Source organism: Rhodohalobacter sulfatireducens, from assembly GCF_022012475.1.
Classification (GTDB): domain Bacteria; phylum Bacteroidota; class Rhodothermia; order Balneolales; family Balneolaceae; genus Rhodohalobacter; species Rhodohalobacter sulfatireducens.
In genome coordinates this window covers 16,879-35,509 of the sequence record NZ_JAKLWS010000012.1, presented here as the reverse complement: position 1 = coordinate 35,509, position 18,631 = coordinate 16,879, and the positions used below count along the sequence as shown (strand labels likewise).

General features: G+C 40.0%; 17 protein-coding genes. 6 read left to right on the top strand and 11 right to left on the bottom strand.

Going from position 1 to position 18,631, the window contains the following annotated elements:
* Nucleotides 1-653: 653 nt before the first annotated feature.
* The 3 genes from L6773_RS10830 to L6773_RS10820 form a co-directional block, all read right to left on the bottom strand.
* Complete coding sequence (locus tag L6773_RS10830; RefSeq protein WP_237854339.1) at nucleotides 654-1,073, bottom strand: hypothetical protein; 420 nt, start codon at nucleotides 1,071-1,073, stop codon at nucleotides 654-656.
* A 743-nt stretch (nucleotides 1,074-1,816) separates the two neighbouring features.
* Nucleotides 1,817-2,338 (bottom strand): lipocalin-like domain-containing protein, encoded by a 522-nt coding sequence (locus L6773_RS10825; RefSeq protein ID WP_237854337.1) that lies wholly within the window; start codon nucleotides 2,336-2,338, stop codon nucleotides 1,817-1,819.
* Between the two features lie 209 nt (nucleotides 2,339-2,547).
* A complete protein-coding gene (locus L6773_RS10820) occupies nucleotides 2,548-3,786 on the bottom strand; it encodes a VWA domain-containing protein (protein WP_237854336.1) in 1,239 nt (412 codons plus the stop codon).
* A 1,312-nt stretch (nucleotides 3,787-5,098) separates the two neighbouring features.
* Here L6773_RS10820 and L6773_RS10815 point away from each other — a divergent pair.
* The 3 genes from L6773_RS10815 to L6773_RS10805 all read left to right on the top strand — a co-directional run bounded on the left by L6773_RS10815 (nucleotide 5,099) and on the right by L6773_RS10805 (nucleotide 8,733).
* Nucleotides 5,099-6,517 (top strand): carboxypeptidase regulatory-like domain-containing protein, encoded by a 1,419-nt coding sequence (locus L6773_RS10815; protein ID WP_237854334.1) that lies wholly within the window; start codon nucleotides 5,099-5,101, stop codon nucleotides 6,515-6,517.
* 155 nt (nucleotides 6,518-6,672) lie between these two features.
* Nucleotides 6,673-7,944 carry an acetyl-CoA hydrolase/transferase family protein gene (locus L6773_RS10810; protein ID WP_237854332.1) on the top strand — a complete coding sequence of 424 codons (1,272 nt, stop codon included), beginning with the start codon at nucleotides 6,673-6,675 and terminating at the stop codon, nucleotides 7,942-7,944.
* A 213-nt stretch (nucleotides 7,945-8,157) separates the two neighbouring features.
* The gene (locus L6773_RS10805; RefSeq protein ID WP_237854330.1) at nucleotides 8,158-8,733 is read left to right on the top strand and encodes a hypothetical protein; all 576 of its coding nucleotides are present in this window, start codon (nucleotides 8,158-8,160) and stop codon (nucleotides 8,731-8,733) included.
* Nucleotides 8,734-8,793: 60 nt separating this feature from the next.
* On the opposite strand, the gene L6773_RS10800 is transcribed toward L6773_RS10805, so the two are convergent.
* A complete protein-coding gene (locus L6773_RS10800; RefSeq protein ID WP_237854328.1) occupies nucleotides 8,794-9,288 on the bottom strand; it encodes a putative metallopeptidase in 495 nt (164 codons plus the stop codon).
* 271 nt (nucleotides 9,289-9,559) lie between these two features.
* Between L6773_RS10800 and L6773_RS10795 the strand changes: the two genes are divergently transcribed.
* Nucleotides 9,560-10,036 (top strand): hypothetical protein, encoded by a 477-nt coding sequence (locus L6773_RS10795; RefSeq protein ID WP_237854326.1) that lies wholly within the window; start codon nucleotides 9,560-9,562, stop codon nucleotides 10,034-10,036.
* On the opposite strand, the gene L6773_RS10790 is transcribed toward L6773_RS10795, so the two are convergent.
* Both L6773_RS10790 and L6773_RS10785 read right to left on the bottom strand, forming a co-directional pair.
* Nucleotides 9,972-10,766: a lysophospholipid acyltransferase family protein gene (locus L6773_RS10790; protein WP_237854324.1), complete on the bottom strand. Its 795-nt coding sequence runs from the start codon at nucleotides 10,764-10,766 to the stop codon at nucleotides 9,972-9,974. The two genes, L6773_RS10795 and L6773_RS10790, sit on opposite strands and share 65 nt — an antisense overlap.
* Nucleotides 10,767-10,773: 7 nt before the next feature.
* Nucleotides 10,774-12,423, bottom strand: a complete 1,650-nt coding sequence (locus L6773_RS10785) for a DEAD/DEAH box helicase (RefSeq protein ID WP_237854322.1) — start codon at nucleotides 12,421-12,423, stop codon at nucleotides 10,774-10,776.
* A gap of 169 nt (nucleotides 12,424-12,592) precedes the next feature.
* Here L6773_RS10785 and L6773_RS10780 point away from each other — a divergent pair, with 169 nt between their 5' ends.
* A complete protein-coding gene (locus L6773_RS10780; RefSeq protein WP_237854320.1) occupies nucleotides 12,593-13,345 on the top strand; it encodes an FKBP-type peptidyl-prolyl cis-trans isomerase in 753 nt (250 codons plus the stop codon).
* 161 nt (nucleotides 13,346-13,506) lie between these two features.
* Nucleotides 13,507-14,451 carry a tRNA epoxyqueuosine(34) reductase QueG gene (gene queG / locus L6773_RS10775; RefSeq protein WP_237854318.1) on the top strand — a complete coding sequence of 315 codons (945 nt, stop codon included), beginning with the start codon at nucleotides 13,507-13,509 and terminating at the stop codon, nucleotides 14,449-14,451.
* A 28-nt stretch (nucleotides 14,452-14,479) separates the two neighbouring features.
* On the opposite strand, the gene L6773_RS10770 is transcribed toward queG, so the two are convergent.
* The 5 genes from L6773_RS10770 to L6773_RS10750 form a co-directional block, all read right to left on the bottom strand.
* The gene (locus L6773_RS10770) at nucleotides 14,480-15,493 is read right to left on the bottom strand and encodes a TIGR00341 family protein (protein WP_237854316.1); all 1,014 of its coding nucleotides are present in this window, start codon (nucleotides 15,491-15,493) and stop codon (nucleotides 14,480-14,482) included.
* 551 nt (nucleotides 15,494-16,044) lie between these two features.
* Nucleotides 16,045-16,764 carry an SDR family NAD(P)-dependent oxidoreductase gene (locus L6773_RS10765; RefSeq protein WP_237854314.1) on the bottom strand — a complete coding sequence of 240 codons (720 nt, stop codon included), beginning with the start codon at nucleotides 16,762-16,764 and terminating at the stop codon, nucleotides 16,045-16,047.
* Nucleotides 16,765-16,818: 54 nt separating this feature from the next.
* Nucleotides 16,819-17,469: a 7-carboxy-7-deazaguanine synthase QueE gene (locus L6773_RS10760; protein ID WP_237854313.1), complete on the bottom strand. Its 651-nt coding sequence runs from the start codon at nucleotides 17,467-17,469 to the stop codon at nucleotides 16,819-16,821.
* On the bottom strand, nucleotides 17,462-17,851 hold the full coding sequence (locus L6773_RS10755) for a 6-pyruvoyl trahydropterin synthase family protein (RefSeq protein WP_237854311.1): 390 nt from the start codon (nucleotides 17,849-17,851) through the stop codon (nucleotides 17,462-17,464). The genes L6773_RS10760 and L6773_RS10755 overlap by 8 nt, the downstream gene beginning before the upstream one ends.
* Nucleotides 17,852-17,968: 117 nt before the next feature.
* Nucleotides 17,969-18,583: an inorganic pyrophosphatase gene (locus tag L6773_RS10750; protein WP_237854309.1), complete on the bottom strand. Its 615-nt coding sequence runs from the start codon at nucleotides 18,581-18,583 to the stop codon at nucleotides 17,969-17,971.
* Nucleotides 18,584-18,631: the final 48 nt, after the last annotated feature.

Sequence of the window (18,631 nt, the reverse complement as noted above, 5' to 3'; positions counted from 1 at the left end):
TGTACCTCCTCATTGTCCCGAAGGGATATCTTTGGGGCGCTCAAACTGACGTCCTATTGAGCGCAGCGGAGCAGTCTGCCCCGAACCGTCGGGGAAGTCGAAATTCATCCGGTATTTCAAAACTCTCATCTAAAATTTTTTTTATCACCTACCATTTACAGTCAAAAATGTATATTAAATCGTAATAATTCAAATATAATAATGTATATATTCATGTATTATATTTATAAATAACAATTATACAATAATGAACAACTATGTGTTACTCTGTGGGTTTGGCTATCGATCACTAGGGAAGAACTTAAGAGTTGAAATATCTATAAAGTGCCTGACTTTTGTAGACACACAACCTTCAGATTCATGTAACCTTTCGGACCTGAAGGTTCAGGTTTTCCGTTGTAATCTTTTGCAGATCGGATTACCTTTCAATGGTTTTATAAAGGATATGACAGCTCTCAACCATCATATCCCGAATCAATATTCAGAAGCTGCTCAAAACTTCTGAATGTTTTCTGTTCGTGTTCTCATTTTTATGAACCGAGAAATTGGAAATCCCAACAATTAATGTTTCGTGAAATAAAACCACAACCATTTAGGTAATGGTCGGAGTTTGGTATTCTACGTTCAATTTGAGTTCAAATTAATTTGTCCATTTAACTCCCATCTCCAATACGAGAATTTGTAGCATTAAATACACCACCAGGATTTGGATACCAAACCCATGCATGAAGAGTCCAACCTACACCACCAACGTGATGCCATTCATCTCCATCAATACCTGGAAACACATCGTTCAAGATTGAAATATCGAAACCATTTTCAACAGTCGGACCAGGATAGATATACTCAACAGCTACTAAACGACGTTTTGAATCATTCGCCGGATTATGGATATAAACAAGTGCTTCCGGAGCATAGGGATCGATAACATCATCCATGAGCCCCCCATTAACATAGTGGTACCCCATACCTGGGACAAAAGGTGTTGCTTCAAGATACCCATCAGCTATGGCCTTATCTACATCATGGTAAGTTGCTGTTGCGGTTCGTATAGCCGCTAATACTTTTCTCATATCAGGTGATAGTGCGGACTCAGAAGATAAAATAGTTGAAGAATCTATGATCGAATTATTCGCTGACTGATTATCTGATGTTATAGTAGAGTCACAACTGAGAATTAATAATGATGACAAACATGTAAAGACGACAAATTTTAGAGTTGAATATAACATAACCCCTCCTTTTTACAGTTATTAGGTTAGACATTGGTTTTACCCGCGAGTTATTCATTTAATTGAATAGCTGCCATTTCTGACATCTAATCATTAATAAACAATAAACTTTTTCTGTTCTTGTATCTTGTACTTTTCAATCAAAAGTTTGGATTTTTATATTTGAGGCAGGAGAGACAAGCCATGTCATAGCAAAATTATAACAATTCGACACCTACAAAATTGAATCAATCAGAACATTCACTAATAAAGATAATTTACACTCTAAAAGATTTATATACGCCTAAGATCACACCGTACCGGGTCGAACGAGAGAACGGCCGGACCTACCTCGTTAAAGAGGTGAGACATTGAACCAGGCACTGGAGAGATAAGACCTCCATCTTTCAGATTGTTGTCAAAACCAAAGAGGATCATTACTTAAAGATGTGGTTTGATGTTCATACCATCAACTGGTACATCGCTGAATAATTAACAAGGATGAGATTTTAATTGAATACTGAATATATATGAAGCAAATGTGAAGGTCTTTTAACTAAATAGTGTAAAATTTATCAACCTACAATAGCACAGGAGTCTAATTTTTATTTAGAAAGATTTAACCTCACATGAAGCCTCACAATCTCAGCTGGGGGTTCATATCCAGGATCCAACTCTTCTTCCACTTCCATTTCAAATTCAATAATTAATCTGTTTGTAGTCAGAGAGTGAATATTGATCACCGTTTCCCATTGCGTTCCTTCATCAAGTATAATGATGGAATCATTGTTCTTTATGGTCCATTCACCCTCCTCATAACCTGTAGGTCCTATGTTTGTCCAATACCAGTACTCAGCATCAAATTCAATAGATCCATTTAACATATCATGATAATAATTATGGAAATAACTAAGAGATTCATCAGCTTCTTGCTCAGAATACCCAACATCCAATAAATATTGTTCAATAGTTACGTTCCCCACAAATGCATCATATTCAACATCTGTTACTTCCCATTCACCTACAATTTTGGAATTAGATTCTTTAGTAGAACTGCAATCTGAAAGTAGAAAAGTAAGCGAGCCAATTAATATCAACGGCGTTAATATTTTATGTCGATCATTCATAATTCTTCTCCTTACTGTTAGTTTATTATTGATATGCTTCAATCCGGATTTTTGGTGGCTTATTTTTTAATTTTATAATTTCAGGATTTATAGAGGACCTTATATTCCACTGAATATTCCTCCAAAAATAAATGCTTCAAACCTTATGATGAGAAAAAACCCTTAGATTAATTCTAAGGGTTTTTTGATTTTTAGCTCCTAGAGTTAAACTATGGCTTACCACCACCAACAATTTTCACAGCATCGAAACCTGCAATCGATTCACCATCATTGGTTTTACCGATCAGCCATCCATTCAAATCACCACTGACAAGGCCAGTGTCTTGTGTTGGAAAATGACCCAAAAAGTCAGGTATTCCATCACCATTTACATCTTCTATGTGGCCATCGCCATGTGCAAGTGAAGCACCGTCTTCATTCTGAATCAAACTAAGCGAACCAAAAAGTACGGTTACGGGATTGATTGTAGTTACATCAAAATTCTCGCTTCCTAAAACAGCAACCGGTATTACACCTTTGTTGTTTGGGTTGATTGAATTTGGTTCACCTTCTGGTTTAATATCAACTGCCACCGGAGTCGGACAAATGTCTTCTGCAATATCTGAAAATATTGTAACAAGATTATTAAAGTCCGTACCCTTATAATCTCCAGGAGATGCAATATTTTGCATAGTCGGTACATCAGCACCAATACCAACAGCAATGGTGAATACACGAATACCCGGACCGTTTGGATCTTCAGTTTTGATCAGGTTCGCAGCACTTAGAGCTGCTTGCCTAGCGTTAGTGCTGCCGCTTCTAAGAATTCCATTTGAATCGTAATAGTAAAATGTTTGACCATCCGATAAAACCACCATGATCTTTGTTGCCGCATCACGATCTAGACCGCTCGGAGTTGTAGTGACAAAACTAAACAGGCTTTCATCTCCAGTCAGCTCTTCAGCTCCATAAATAATTCCACCTTGGATATTTGTTCCACCTCCGGCTGTCAGGCCATTAATGGCACCCTCCAGTGACTGTTGCCCTGCCGCATCCACAGGTGTAAGATTCACCAAACGTTGGGCTGTCGTTGAAAAGCTAACCAATGTTCCTTGATCCGTATCCCCAAGTTCAGCAACAAGAGCTTTGGCGCCATTTTTTATGGATTGTAATTCACTCGAGTTTATCGATCCTGAAACATCAAGGACTATTGCTACGTCAAGCAGTGCCGCTTCACAAACAGGTGCCAAGTCTCCGGTATGATTGGATCGCTGCATTTCTTCAAAATCAGCTGAAGAAAGTGAGTTCCCGTTGTCCACAACAGAAGAGTCACACCCTGTGAATAGCAAGGCCATTACTAAGACTGTAAAGAATCCAATTTGACGAATCCATGTCAAATTATTCGTTACGGTAATTCTGTTTATACAGTTTACATTATTTGGTAGACGTACTTTTTTTAGGTTAGACATTTTACTTCCTCCTTTTAGATTAAGGTAAATAGAAGAAAAGGTCTTATTGTCCCGACTTCACTTTAATTTTAATTACCGCAATCACTAAAGATTAGGATATTTAAATTCGACCCTTTCTTCAATTCAGTTTAGAATTGCTAAATAAATTCTACCACTTTGCACTTGACATAATGGACTTGAGTGAAGTATACGTCTACAGATGTAAATATTTATTTTCCCCCTTAATGATTACCTTTTCCAAGCCCCCCAACGTTCAGATGTAAGTGGAAAAGAAATCACTATCAATTCTTTTTGAGTATAAACAATTAAAAGATATAAAACTATTAATACCTTTAAACATTTTTTATTAAATCAAATAGTAGGGTCTTAAGAAGTATCGCTTGTTATTAAATCTTGTTCGTTTTGTAATTAATTATAGGATTTTTAACCACTTTTACTGCATTATTCAGTATTAATTAAACTGAGCGTGAATATTAAAGGGATTTGATCCACTACATTTCAAACACAAGATCAGACTCAACCGGATCGAACGAGAGACGGCCGGACCTGTCAAGTTAATGAAGTGAGAAATTACATTACTCACCTTCAAAAAAAACCCTACATATTTAAATTTGTAGCCAGTATAAGAACAGTATCACTGCTTAGAAATATTAATTGATGAAAAGAGACTACGCACGGCAAGTACTTTCAAAGTTATCTCGGTCGGAATCATAAAAAGTACTAACTACCATAGTCTAAACGTTTTATAAGTACGCTCGAAAGAGCGACTCTCTTGATGAATAGTAGGGTATCACATCTGAATGGTGTGATACCTCGTTTTTTATCTTTTATAAACCAAAAGTTACTCATTCCCTCTGTCTCAAAATTACTTTTTTCCCATTTCTTAGATTTGCTTACTGATGATATCAAATAGATTTGTATTCCTCTCTCATATCAAGAAATGCTTAAAAAACGTTAGATTTTTTTCCTATAGCGCCATCCATATTGAGTCAATCTATTCCACCATTTTAGTTCAGTTCAAAGGATAGCTATATTTAATAATTTCAATCAAAAAGCTTTTTAGGCTGAAGATCACATACTGAAATTATCATTTTACAACGCAGATAAATATTTACAGAGATTATATAAATTTTTGACAATTCAAGGTTCCTGTTTATAATTGTCCATATTATTTTACAAGAGTACATGAAAAATAACTATTCGACTTCCTGCAAGGATCTAAACTTCTTTTTTCGGGATTGATTGCTTATCATTATTAATATGAAAATTTTCTAATATTTGGATTTCGAATTCTCACTAAACGTTGGATGGGATGAAAAACAAACTAACAATTCTATTTTTGGCTTTTTCGGTCATAGCTTTAACATTTCTTTCAAGCTGTGAAGAGATCTATGAGCCTATAACAGTAACCGGCCGCGTTATCGACACCAATACGGAAAGCCCGGTTGCCAATGCAACAGTATCAATCGTATTGCCGGAAGACCTGGCCATGCAAACAATCAGTAATAGCAGCGGTGAATTCGTCTTTGAAGAAGTTGCCGTTGACAGTGTGATTGATTTAACCCTGGAAGCTCAAAAAGAGGGGTTCTCATCAGGATCGATAACGACCATAGCGGCACCCGAACGCGAGCTTAGCGTCCCCGACATCAGAATTCGAAACCAACAGTCGGGTGGCGATGATGAAGTGACAGGAGAAACCGGTGGTGCGGCAAATATTGAACTGGTTAATCTTGAATCTCAATCCATTCGAATCGATGAAACCGGGGGTGCCGGTAACAGCGCTTTTACCTTTGTTGTACTTGATTCTACGGGACGAGCAATCAATGCACAAAATGCCGTTGATGTACGTTTTCGCATAACAGAGGGACCCAAAGGGGGTGAAACCATTACGCCTGAGGTTGTGCGATCAAACGCAAATGGCGAAGTCACTTCAAATATTTTCGCAGGAAATGTAGCCGGTAATCTTAAGATTGAAGCACTCATCGAAAGAACCGATATTGGATTAACAATCCGTTCTAAACCCATTCTACTGACAATTCACGGTGGGTTCCCGGACTTGGAACATTTCAGTATAGCCGCAGATATTTACAATTTTGAAGCTTATACAATTAATGGAAACAGGAACGAGATTACTGTTATCGTGGGTGATAAATATTCCAACCCTGTTAAAGAAGGAACACCTGTCTATTTTAATACTACACATGGAGTGATCCAGGGGTCCGGTGTTACAAATGCTGATGGAGAAGTAACTGTAGATCTAATTTCAGGCGACCCTCGGCCACCTGCTGAAAATGCGATATCCACGATTCGTGCATACACTTTTGACGAGAATGATGTCGAAATAACACGTGAAATCCCTGTCTTATTCTCCGGCCCACCAGCTTCAAACAGAATCCAGGTAACTCCTACTACCTTTGATATTGGTCCCGGGGGTAGTCAAACGTTTACAATGACGGTTACCGATGAAAATGGAAATCCGCTCCCGTACAATACTCAAATTTCCGTTTCTCCCTCCGATGGCATGACACTGGATGGCGAAGTCGACATAACGGTTCCGAATACCCTGTCGCCCGGTCCCGGGGTTACAGAATTCACATTCTCAGCCCAGGATTCTGATGACGAAAGTAACGAATCACAAAATGTGAGTATTCTTATTGAAGTAGAAACTCCCGGTGGATACAGGGCTACAAAAACAATCTCCGGAACCAAAGCAAAATCAGCTTTTAATTAGCTCTCATCTTTCCAATAATACTGTCGGTTTTAAAGGAACCGGCAGTATTAAATATTTCGGAATTTCTGCTCTTTTTACCCGATTTTTTATTCATTCTTTATTTGAAAGTGTTATCTTTTAATGAAAGAGAATTACCAACTAACTAATCAAGAGCTATGAAATATTTATCTTCAGATGAGGCTCTACAGTGTGTTAAAAAAGGTGATAACATTTTTGTTCATACTGCAGCAGCCGCTCCTCAACAACTTGTAAAATCTCTAACAAGCCGTCACTCGGAACTGAGTGAGATCACAATTTATCATTTACATACAGAAGGTGTTGCACCCTATGTAAATCCCGAATACAAGGACACTTTTAAAACAAAAGCATTCTTTGTTGGAAAAAATGTTCGGCACGCCCTTGAAACCGGTGAAGCTGACTATATACCAGTATTTTTAAGTGAAATTCCACACTTTTTTAATCGTGGGATTATCGAACTGGACGTAGCATTGGTAAATGTGAGTCCTCCCGATAAGCACGGTTACTGTTCGCTTGGAGTATCGGTAGATGCAAGCCGCGCGGCCGTATTGAACGCCAAAACTGTGGTCGCACAGATGAATCCCAATATGCCGCGTACACATGGTGATGGCATCATACATAGCAGCCACATTGATATTGCCGTAGAAGTTGATGACCCACTTCCTGAAGCCCCACCGATGGAGTTGTCGGAAGCTGAACTTTCAATTGGTAAAAACTGTGCCAGCCTGATCAAAGACGGTGCCACCATGCAGATGGGAATTGGCAATATTCCGGATGCAGTATTAGCCTCACTCAAGAATCACAAAAATTTGGGTGTGCATACAGAGATGTTTTCCGACGGTTTGATTGATCTGCTTGAGGCGGGAGTTGTAAACAATTCGGAGAAAAAAATTCACCCGAATCGGACAGTCGCTTCATTCCTTTTCGGAAGCAGAAGACTCTACGATTATGTGGATGATAATCCTAATGTTGCAATGTTGGATTGTGCTTATGTGAATGACACAGCTGTGATTCGCAGAAATCCCAACGTGGTGGCAATCAACAGTGCAATTGAAGTAGATTTAACCGGACAGGTTTGTGCTGATTCAATCGGCACCCGGCAGTACTCAGGAGTGGGCGGCCAGATGGATTTTATCCGCGGAGCTTCCTTGTCTCCCGGCGGTAAACCAATTATCGCACTGCCCTCCTCCACAAGGCGAGGTCAATCCAGGATTGTACCATTTCTAAAGCAAGGAGCCGGTGTGGTAACTACCCGGGCTCACGTGCATTATGTTGTAACAGAATACGGCGTAGCCGATCTCTACAGCAAGTCCCTGAGAGAACGGGCAAAAGCTTTGATCGAAATTTCACATCCTGACTCAAGGGAAGAACTGGAAAAAGCTGCTTACGAACGGTTTAATACGTTGTGATAAAGCATGCTTTTTTAGAAGTATAAACATCACATTTAAACCAACACGGAAAGCCGGTGTTTATAAACATCGGCTTTTTTTATCCAAACAAATCGATGGATGTTTGCCTGATTTAAACTGAATGTTTGTATATTCATGCAGGATTTATCGTTTTTCAGGTTAAATCCTTATCATCTTCCGAATCATTAATTACACTTGGATCTATACTCAGATATGGAACAATCGTCATCGCCAAAAAAGATCTCTCATTCAGACAAAGAAGTATCATCACTAATCAGTAAACTGGATGATATAAACCTGGAATCATCCTATTATTTGATACTCGTGGCCGGCCCCAATAAGTCAGCAAGGAAGAAAGTACTGTCTCGGGTAGAGAAGAAGATCGGTTCATTTAAAGAGATTGATCTCCGGGATGTGATCAAGCTAAATGAAGATGCTTGCTATAAAAAAATTGATGAGTTATTCAGCCAGATTGGTGAAACAGAGAAAAATCTTCACTTCATACATGGGGATGCATTGGCCGGCGAATATACCGGTTTCACCTACTCCAGTACGCGATATGCCACACCCCAGGAAAAATACCTGCTCAAGAAGATAAAAAGCAGTGAAAAGTTTGTGATCATTGAGCTTGAGGATGTAGAAAACATTGATAAAACTCTCGAGCGCTATTCACAAACAGCAATTCTATGTAACAAACCCACATCTGCAATGGGTAAATTCCTGTGGAAACTAAAGCAGATCAAAGTTCACGGACACACTTTTTCCAATAAACGGCCTAAAACAGCATAAAAGACTTTTTTTAGTTTGTTCTTCAAGGTTTAAGGTGAACCTTAAACTTTAGACCTTGAACTAAACCGTTACTTTCCCCTCTTGGCGAGGATCTAAATCGTACAGCGATGAAACGGTAGCCTGGATTGTCTTGTACCATTCATTTCCATACTTGTCGTTGATCACATAGTAATCAGCAAAGTCTGGCTTGCGAATCTTCATCTTCCATTCCTGGTTTTTCGCCTTAAATACCGGATCGATGTGCAACAACTGGTGGTAGAGCAACATTTTTTTAGTGTCATCATCCAGCATATCCCATAACTCGCCGGATACTTCAACCAGGTAATCATTCCCGGAGTAGTGTTTTACCTCGCGGGTAGCTTTTACACATTTTGCAGCTCTCTGTTTTGAAATGTTCGGATAGACTAACAAAAAACCAATTTGAGCCGGGCCAATATCAATTTGATGAGTTTCAAGAACTTCCGAAGCCAATTTCTCCATCTCGGGGGCTTCCATTAACTCTTTACCACTTAATTTGATCTCTCCTTTGGGGTCTAAATAGTCGTTTTGAGCCATATAATTCGTTTGTAGATTTTTTTTGATTTATAATTTTCAGGAAGGCGAAAAGATACAAAAGATATGGTTGAATGCATTCTTCCTTACAGTACTTTTTAACAGAAATATTTGACTGACATTCAAATTTTTTACCCTTAGTATCATTCGACTCAACAACTATAATTCAGCAACTCCGCAAGACTTCGCAGCTGAAATTGGAAGCCATCATTTCATTTCATGCCAAATAATCCTATCATTAAAAAGAAAGAGAAATATTTTAAAATGAATTACTATGAAAAAGAGTCTGCTGGGTAGTTTAATCGGGATTAGTATTATTCTTAGTCTTGAGTCGCTTTCGAGAGTGATCATTTCGCTGTACGAAAATGAAGATATCCTTATGTTTTCATACAGCCTTTATTCAGGATTTTGGCCGATGTTGCTTGTAGTTATCGCCGCATTCAGTACCTTTTTCGGGGCTATGTTCGCTCTCACCTATGGCCGCGAAAAACAAGTTTTCTCTCTAATCCTTTTTGTCATTTTTGCCGGACTCTACAGGTATGGTCAGATCACGCTTCTTGATGATACCGAAGGATTGCTCTACCCGGTTGTTGTTCTTGTATTATCGTTGTTAAGTATATTTTTAGCCTGGAAGCTGGTTCGCCCATCAAAAGCTAAAAAAGATCAAGATAGTTCAGGTACGCCCCCTACCCCTCAGAAACATCACCACCATCCCGTTGACGGCGATCAGCAGCATAGTCAACCGCAGTAACATCTACTCCTCTCCACTCAGCTAACTGTTCGGCCATTTGATCCCGAACTGCTTGCATGAGTAACGTAGAATCTCCCTTTTCATAATCATCAGTTGGAATCGGGTCCAATATTTTCAACTTCACGTGAACATCTTTTTCAAAAACCCACGATTTTTTGGGCAAACAGCCTTGGGTACCGTCTAACACGAGTGGCAGAATCGGTTTCTTTTCGCGAATAGCTAGATCAAAAGCACCACTGGCAAACCTCGTTAAATTTCCTGTTCTGGATCGGGTGCCTTCCGGGAAAAACATCACAGAGGTATTCCGGTCGAGGTAATATTTGCACCTTTTGAATACCATTAAAGCCTGTTTTTTTGACCCTCGTGAAACCGGGATATCGCCCGCAAGTTTCATCATCCAGCCGACAATGGGAATCTCAAATAGTTCTTTCTTGGCTACCCATTTCATCTCCCAGGGCAGGTTGGATATTACAGGAATGTCGGCATTCGACATGTGATTACTTACAATTATATAGGGATGACGATCATCAATCTTTGTATCTCCCTCAATGGATATCTTCCAGTTAGGATTCACACGTGAAATCAATAATCCCAGCCTGCGAAACATACGTCCCGTTTTATATCGGGCGGAATCGCGGTCTAAAAGCCTTACAACTGCAAGCAGCGGGAGCCAGAAGATCACCAATAAACCCACTGCTATCCATATGATGATTGATGCAATGTGCTGCATTTCAAAATCAGTTACTTCTGATTTTCGGTATAAAGCTTTTAATGATCCCCCAAACACCTTTTGCCGGCTTACGGGATCTTTTATTTCGATCCACAGCTTTCTCAATTACAGGTGGTAAATTGATATCTGTTTTCTCTTCACGAGTTTTCTTAGAACGGGATTGAGCTTTCTTTCCGCTTTCTTCTTTTTTCTTAGGAGAAGTATCCCGGGGTGATCTTTTTTGTGGCCCGCTAGATTGATTTTGAGATCTCTTCTGATTTTGCTGTTGTTTCGGCTTCTGCTGCTGATCAGATTCTTGCGGTTGTTTCGATTTTTCCGGCTGCTTTGAATCTTGTTCCTGCTTCTCCTCTATTTGGGGACTCGATTTTTTTTCAGACGATTGTTGATCCTTCTTTCCGCCTCTAGTGGGGCGGGGAGGAAGATTTTCTCTTTTCTTTCTGTCGGAAGAAGACCGAGTATCTGAATCTTTCGATTTCTCCTTTTTCTTCTGGGTCTGTTTGGGTGACTGAAAATGCTTATCCCAGGAAAAATCGTTTGGATTCTTAAAATCGCCCGGAACATCCAATTTCTTAATTGAATTCTCTTTGATTTTATCGATATCGCGGAAGGTTCTTTGATCCCGCTTTGTAATAAATGTGATGGCAATTCCGGATTTATCATACCGGGCTGTCCGTCCTATTCTGTGCACATAATCATCTGTATTATTCGGCACGTCATAGTTGATAATAATGGATACTTCTTTGATATCAATTCCGCGTGCTAATACATCTGTAGCTACAATAATGGGAACTTGCTTATTCTTGAAAGCAGCTAACGCCTTATTTCGCTCGTCCTGGGAGCGATCTCCATGAATACTGGCCGCCTTCATACCCTCATTTTTCAAGAGTCTTTGGAGTTCATCAGTACCTTTTTTAGTGGATGTAAAGATGATGCACGACTCCCACTCTAACTGATCGAATATTCCTTTTACCAACGGAATTTTTTGGTGACTCTTGAGGAAATAGGCCCTCTGTTCTACATTGGCAGATGGCTTGGCACGCTCGATTTCCACCGTTTGCGGATTCTGCATGATTGAGGACGCAAGTCGCTCAATTTCACCCGGCATTGTTGCCGAAAACAGAAGCGTTTGCCGATTCTCCGGCAGCCAACTTATGATTTTTTTCATATCAGGAAGAAAACCCATATCCAGCATCCTGTCGGCTTCATCCAATACAAGGTACTCGAGGTTCGAAAAATCAATATTTACAACTTTATTCTGATCGATAAGCCGTCCGGGGGTTGCCACAATAATATCTACCCCGGCTTTTAAAGCTTTGGCCTGAATGGAGAAATCACTTCCGCCAATGACAGTTGCCGATGTAATACCCGCATGGTAACCGATCGCAAAAATTTGCTCGTCAATCTGTTTAGCCAGCTCACGGGTGGGACTTAAGATCAAAGCTTTTACTCCTTTTCTCTCGCTTCGAAGTACCCGCTCCATAATGGGAATAACAAATGCACCGGTTTTACCGGTACCTGTTTGAGCAATTCCGATAACATCTTTTCCATCCGTAATGAGAGGAATAGATTTTTCCTGGATGGCTGTAGGCTCTTCGAATCTCAGGTCTCTCAGTCCTGCTAAAAGAGATTCGGATAAATTAAATTCAGTAAACTTCAAATGGTTTCGTTTCTATAAATGTGAATAATTCAATTCTTTAACCCTACAATATAAGCAAGTTCAGGCCAACATTTTATCAATTCTGATAAAAGAGCTTGTCTTTTCAATAGGTTGAAAAAAGTTTACCTTACGGCACCACTAATTCAAAAAAAACTTATCACACTACTGTATGAAACATCTATATTTAGCTGCTATAATTTTAATTAGCTCAATGCTTCTGTTTTCTGCTTGTAATAGCTATGAACAGAGAGCGTCTGAAGATCTGTCAACAAAAATAGACTCATTGAGTTACAGCTTTGGGTATCTCCAGGGTTCCAGCTTATCTAATGAAGGTATCAACGATATTGATATTCAGAATTATGTTGCAGGCTTGCAAACCGGATTAGACACTACAGACACTTCTGTGGCTATTGATCAGATTGCAATGCAAACACTGATTCAAACTTACTTGCAAGAACTTGAAATGAACAGACAGCAACAGGCTGAAGAGGAAGCTTCCGTAAATCGTGAACGTGGAGTAGCCTTTCTCGAAGAAAATCTACAAAATGAAGACGTTACGGAAACTGAATCCGGCCTTCAGTACAGAGTTCTTGAAGAGGGAGACGGCGATAGCCCAACCGCAGAAGACAGAGTACAAGTTCACTATGAAGGACGACTGCTTTCTGATGAGGTATTTGACAGCTCATACGAAAGAGGCCAACCTGCTACTTTCCCGTTGAACCGTGTTATTCCGGGTTGGACTGAAGGACTACAATTGATGCAAGAAGGGGCACAATATCGATTCTTTATCCCTGCTGATCTTGCTTATGGAGCGAATCCACCGCAAGGAAGTCCAATTCCTCCGGGCGCAGTCCTTATTTTTGATGTAGAACTGCTTGAAGTAAATCCTGAACCTCAGCAGCAACAGCTTCAGCAGCAGTAATGCTATGTTAGAAATGGTATTTTTCTAAAAAATTCCAGAGTTATTTCCGGAACCATATACTGGAGCAAAAACGTTTAAAGCCAACTTAAAAAATATCATTTCTCAGAATCTAAAATCGCGCAATCATTTATTTGGTTGCGCGATTTTTTTATGTTGATTTCATGATGGATATTCACACTCTCACAAATAAAGTTCGCCTGAAATCTTTCGAGCTGGGTTTTGACCAGTGCGGGTTTGCCAAAGCCGGCCCGCTTGACCCGGAAGCTTTTCGGCTTGAACAGTGGCTCAACCAAAACCTCCATGGCACCATGGGGTGGATGGAAAACTACTTCGATAAGCGCATTGACCCAACTAAATTGGTACCGGGAGCAAAAAGTGTCGTCAGTGTTTTGGCAAGTTATCGGTTTAAGGAAAATGAGATGCACGATAAACAAACTGATGACCCTAAAATTGCCAAATACGCAAGAGGTCGAGATTATCACAAAGTATTCAAAAATCGGCTCAAAAAGCTTTTTTTCTACACGAAAGAGTTAACCGGAGATATAAAAGGGCGGTTTTTTGTGGACTCTGCGCCGGTGATGGATAAAGCCTGGGCACAACGAGCCGGACTTGGATGGATTGGAAAAAATTCCAACTTGCTCAATCAAACTCACGGTTCTTTTTTCCTGATTGGTGAGATGATCATAGATATTCCGTTTGTGTATGATGCCCCTCAAACCGATCATTGTGGAAGCTGTACAAAATGTATTGACGCCTGTCCTACGGACGCTATACATGAACCCTATCGAATTGACAGCAACCGTTGCATTTCTTACCTGACGATTGAGTTAAAAGAAAATATGCCCGAAGAATTTGAAGATAAACTTTCTGATTGGGCGTTCGGTTGTGATATCTGCCAGGATGTATGTCCATGGAACCGGAAGGCAAAGTACGGACATATTGATGACTTAAAACCTCGTGAGCGTGTTTTGAATCCGCCGAAAAAGTGGACAACTCTTGAGGAAGATGAGTTTGAAGACATTTTTGAGGGAAGCGCTGTTCGGCGTGCCGGGTACAAACAGTTTACTGAAAATGCCAAGCGGGTGGAATTAACTTCTATCGGATAGTGGTAATAAGATTTTTTAGGAGAATATTTCAGGCAATAAAAATTAACAGGGCCAATATCAGCAGTAAGAAAGTCCAGAGTGCAAATGCAATCTTATTGATTTTCTTAGCTTTTTCAGCTTTATACCAGGTTCTCGGTGAGACCCCCTGAAGAGCGAATGTTGCCACAGCGGCAAGGTTCACACAAATAACGTTGGTTGTTAGAAGTAAAAAGGCATAATACGCTGCGCTGAACTGCATATCCCCTATTAATAAACCTGCAGTTACCAAAGGCGGCAATAATGCAACTGCAACCATAACACCAATAACAGCGGCAGACATCCCGATTGTGTATGCCAATACGCCTGCCGCCCCTGAAGCAAGGGCAAGGGCAATATCAGAGAGATGAACCTGAGTTCGACTCCCAATTTCATACACAGTTGTGTCTACACTCAGGAAAATTCCCATTACAACTGAAATTAAAAGAGCGACTAAAATTCCTGTTATATTTGTTCTGACAGATTTTTTTAACAGGTCTGAATCTCCTAAAGTTGTAGACAATGCCAATGCTACATTCGGCCCCAGCAATGGCGCTATCACCATCGCGCCGATTACAACTGCAGTACTATCCCGCAGCATTCCAAGGGCTGCCACGATGGTTGAAAAGGTGACCATTGCAATATAAACCGAAGACAGATTTACACTATCCGATATTTCATTATACAGTTCTTCACGGCTCACACGCACTCCGCTTAAAGGTGCCTCCCAAGGTTCGCTTTTCTCTTCTTCTTCCTCTTTACTTTCCTCCTCTTCGGGCTCCTCTACCCTGGGTAAGGTAGCTTCAACATCCTGCATAACTAACCGATATCTCTCATCCTTGCCCATCAGTTGTTCCGCCTTGTCCAGAAAGCTTTCAGTTTTACTTGCATCTACCAAAGCCTTTAGCAGGTATCCACTCTCCGATTCCTCATTCCAATAATGTTCGACTGAGTTATCACTCAAAAGATGTTTAAAATCCTCTTTTGCATCCTTTGGTACAACTACTTCAATCTGTCTGAGAGGCATAATCTATTTATTTTTAGCATTATATCAGCTATTTGTTTGAATACAATCATAAACAAATAAATCGATATTCGTTACCCGAAAAATCCTTTTTCACGATTACTCTCTGGAAAATTAATAATATCTAATATAAAAAGTGCTCTGGCATCTATATATTGTAGAAGAGTATAGAGTAATTTACTTAATAATAGGTTGAGCTAGTAAGAAAGTGCTGTTGATAATTTTCTCAACAAAACTGAAAAACCCGGCTATCAACCGGGCTTTTCTACTACGTTGGCTTTTTCGGGGTACAACAAGTAATATCTGGGTAGATATTACTATGCTATATACAAGAACAATTTAATTTTGTTCCCGACCTTGAAAGGTTTTTTAAATTAAAAAATTTTAATCTTCTTAGAAAGAGATAAAATCAGAATTTTTAAAGGGTTTCGCCTACTCTTATCTCCATTTTTTTTTCAAAAAAAAACAAGCCAATCCATTCAACTTTGACCCGGAATATATGGATTGAGCTCAACTAAGCAGCTTTCTGAGAGCAAAAACAACATCGAGGCATTCTACATGGCCGGAACTCTTCCATGTTGGGGTTGAATTAAGATCTCTTCCACCACACTTCTTGGAGAAAGTTCTGAGATTGTAACCAATATAGAAGCGACATCCGTCGGATTGATCAGACGCTCCGGACTCATATCCGATTGATCCCACGAGGTTGAGTGTGTTTGACCAAGATTAATTGCAGTTACGCCAATATCTGTTTGCATTAACTCCTCGCGAAGGGATCTTGTATACCCAAGCAGTGCGTGTTTGGATGCGGAATAAGCTCCACTGTCTTTAAGTCCCCTTAATGCACCAACAGAACAGATATTGATGACCAATGCACGATCCGCTTTCCGCAGATCCGGTAAAAATCGTTTTATAATGTGTACAGCCGTAAAGAGATTTACATCTATCTCTTGCCTGAACTCCTCATCAGTTGTATCGGCCAATGTTTTATAAAGGTAACTGCCGGCATTATTAATTATAATTCCGGGATCGGGAAAATTTGCAGGGATCTTCAGGTTCAAGACCTCTTCCATATCTGTAGCATCACAAACCAACAATTCTACCTGGTTGGCACCGGCTTCCTCACATAAAAGCTTTGTTTGTTCGAGGTTTTTTTCATTTCGGGCTAATAATAGGATCGGTCTTCGGGTTGAAGCCGCGAACGTAATTGCAATACTTCTGCCGATTCCCTGGCTTGCCCCTGTAATGAGTACAGATGATTCTTTATAACTCATAAATAAAAAACATAGTCGTTACTTTGAAAAGTCTTTTGAGTAAACCAATATCAACTATGGAACATTCAGATATTTATGTGTCTGCAAACTAATTCCCCATTCAGGGTTTTTTTTCACATAATCCACAATCAGGTCAACGGATGATGGAGTGTCCCATTCGGGTTGTAAAAGCAACCTTGTATTCCCGGGACATTTCTCTGCATTCAGTTCAGCCCATTCAATATCTTTATTCTTCAATACAACTACTTTCAACTCATCTACGTATGGAAATACTTCGTCTAACGGTTTTTTAAACCTCTTAGGTGATAACGTAATCCAATCTAAATGACCAGACAGCGGTGAAGAACCACTGGTTTCGATATGTACTTGAAGTCCATTTTCTTTAAGCCGAACCGTCAGGGGTTCAAGATTGTGCAACAAAGGTTCACCCCCGGTAATCACGGCAAAAGTAGCTCCGCTATCCACGGCACGCGAAACTATCTCCCTGGTTTTAATTCTTGGATGCTTGCTTTCATCCCAGCTATCCTTCACATCACACCACCAGCATTGCACATCGCAGCCCGCCAGCCGTATAAAATATGAAGGTTTTCCGGTATGGGCCCCCTCACCCTGGATAGTATAAAAATCTTCCATCAGAGGATATTCCACTTCATCAAATTTTGAAGCGGATTTCTTTTTAACCTTATGTCCTTTGAGGCTATACATCTTTATCTGTGTATTCCACCCAGCTTGTTTCTGTTTCCCAAACGGTCACAGTCAGTTCAATTCCATCCGGAATTCGTGTCTGAGTTTCTTTGTGAATATATTCGGCTATTCGCTCTGCTGTAGTTGAAACTGGCAACTCTTCATTCAAAACAGTGTGATCGAGTCCGCCTTTTGTTCCTTCGGCTGCAGCCCACTTCAATTCTTTAAAATCACAAACCATATCGGCCGATTTCAAGTATTTCGAAGGATTCAGTTTATGTGATTTTGCGGCAATATGGACTTTATAGGTGTGGCCATGCATTCTGCCACATTTTCCATCATACCCATCAATAAAATGAGCCGCATCAAATTTAAATTCTGTATTTAATGTCCAGGTTGGCATTGAATATAGGTTCAAAAATCAAAAATCTAATAGCTTGGAAAGATAGGGAATTTTATAATTCTCCGCAGATTTTGAAAAGACTTTCACGCACACTCTTTAATTCGACACTTTTACAACTTATTCGCCAAACATATCTACGTAATCTTTCATTGAAGCCGAGATAACTTTTGTGGCTTCATCCCTGCCATAAACACGATCTACAAACACATCAGTCTCTTTTTTACCGGGAATCAGTTTATATGTACTAAAATAGTGGCGCAATCTCTCGATCAATACAGTTGGCAGATCGGTTACATCTTCAATACTGGCATAATAGCTGTCGTTATCCAATACAGAGATAATTTTGTCATCTGCCTCACCATGATCAATCATGTGCAGTCCTCCGACAACCCGGGCACTCAGAATCACCTCTGCCCTGTCGATTGGCCGTTCACTCAATACACATATATCCAACGGATCTCCATCACCTTTCTCGGTGTGTTCCGAAAGTGCCCCAATTAGATCCCCGCAATAGGTTCGAGGGATAAAACCGTAGAGCGAGGGGGGCATGGAAGAACTCCTCTGCGGCCGATCTACGCGCATATATCCGGTTCGCTTGTCTACTTCATATTTGATAGCGTCGAAAGAGGTGACCTCTATAAAGGCATTAACTACATTGGGTGCATCATCTCCGGTTTCTAAACCATGCCAGGGATGAGGTCTCCATCGAAAAAAGGGGTTGGGAAAATTCACGGAATCGTTTGTTGTTAGTGGTTAATTGTTCGTCGTTTATTTATTCAG

Excerpts from the sequence above, each read along its gene's own strand:
- L6773_RS10830 (WP_237854339.1), bottom strand. The coding sequence starts at position 1,073 with ATGAGAAAAGTATTAGCGGCTATACGAACCGCAACAGCAACTTACCAT.
- L6773_RS10825 (WP_237854337.1), bottom strand. The coding sequence starts at position 2,338 with ATGAATGATCGACATAAAATATTAACGCCGTTGATATTAATTGGCTCG.
- L6773_RS10820 (WP_237854336.1), bottom strand. The coding sequence starts at position 3,786 with ATGTCTAACCTAAAAAAAGTACGTCTACCAAATAATGTAAACTGTATA.
- L6773_RS10815 (WP_237854334.1), top strand. The coding sequence starts at position 5,099 with ATGAAAAACAAACTAACAATTCTATTTTTGGCTTTTTCGGTCATAGCT.
- L6773_RS10810 (WP_237854332.1), top strand. The coding sequence starts at position 6,673 with ATGAAATATTTATCTTCAGATGAGGCTCTACAGTGTGTTAAAAAAGGT.
- L6773_RS10805 (WP_237854330.1), top strand. The coding sequence starts at position 8,158 with ATGGAACAATCGTCATCGCCAAAAAAGATCTCTCATTCAGACAAAGAA.
- L6773_RS10800 (WP_237854328.1), bottom strand. The coding sequence starts at position 9,288 with ATGGCTCAAAACGACTATTTAGACCCCAAAGGAGAGATCAAATTAAGT.
- L6773_RS10795 (WP_237854326.1), top strand. The coding sequence starts at position 9,560 with ATGAAAAAGAGTCTGCTGGGTAGTTTAATCGGGATTAGTATTATTCTT.
- L6773_RS10790 (WP_237854324.1), bottom strand. The coding sequence starts at position 10,766 with ATGCAGCACATTGCATCAATCATCATATGGATAGCAGTGGGTTTATTG.
- L6773_RS10780 (WP_237854320.1), top strand. The coding sequence starts at position 12,593 with ATGAAACATCTATATTTAGCTGCTATAATTTTAATTAGCTCAATGCTT.
- queG (WP_237854318.1), top strand. The coding sequence starts at position 13,507 with ATGATGGATATTCACACTCTCACAAATAAAGTTCGCCTGAAATCTTTC.
- L6773_RS10770 (WP_237854316.1), bottom strand. The coding sequence starts at position 15,493 with ATGCCTCTCAGACAGATTGAAGTAGTTGTACCAAAGGATGCAAAAGAG.
- L6773_RS10765 (WP_237854314.1), bottom strand. The coding sequence starts at position 16,764 with ATGAGTTATAAAGAATCATCTGTACTCATTACAGGGGCAAGCCAGGGA.
- L6773_RS10760 (WP_237854313.1), bottom strand. The coding sequence starts at position 17,469 with ATGTATAGCCTCAAAGGACATAAGGTTAAAAAGAAATCCGCTTCAAAA.
- L6773_RS10755 (WP_237854311.1), bottom strand. The coding sequence starts at position 17,851 with ATGCCAACCTGGACATTAAATACAGAATTTAAATTTGATGCGGCTCAT.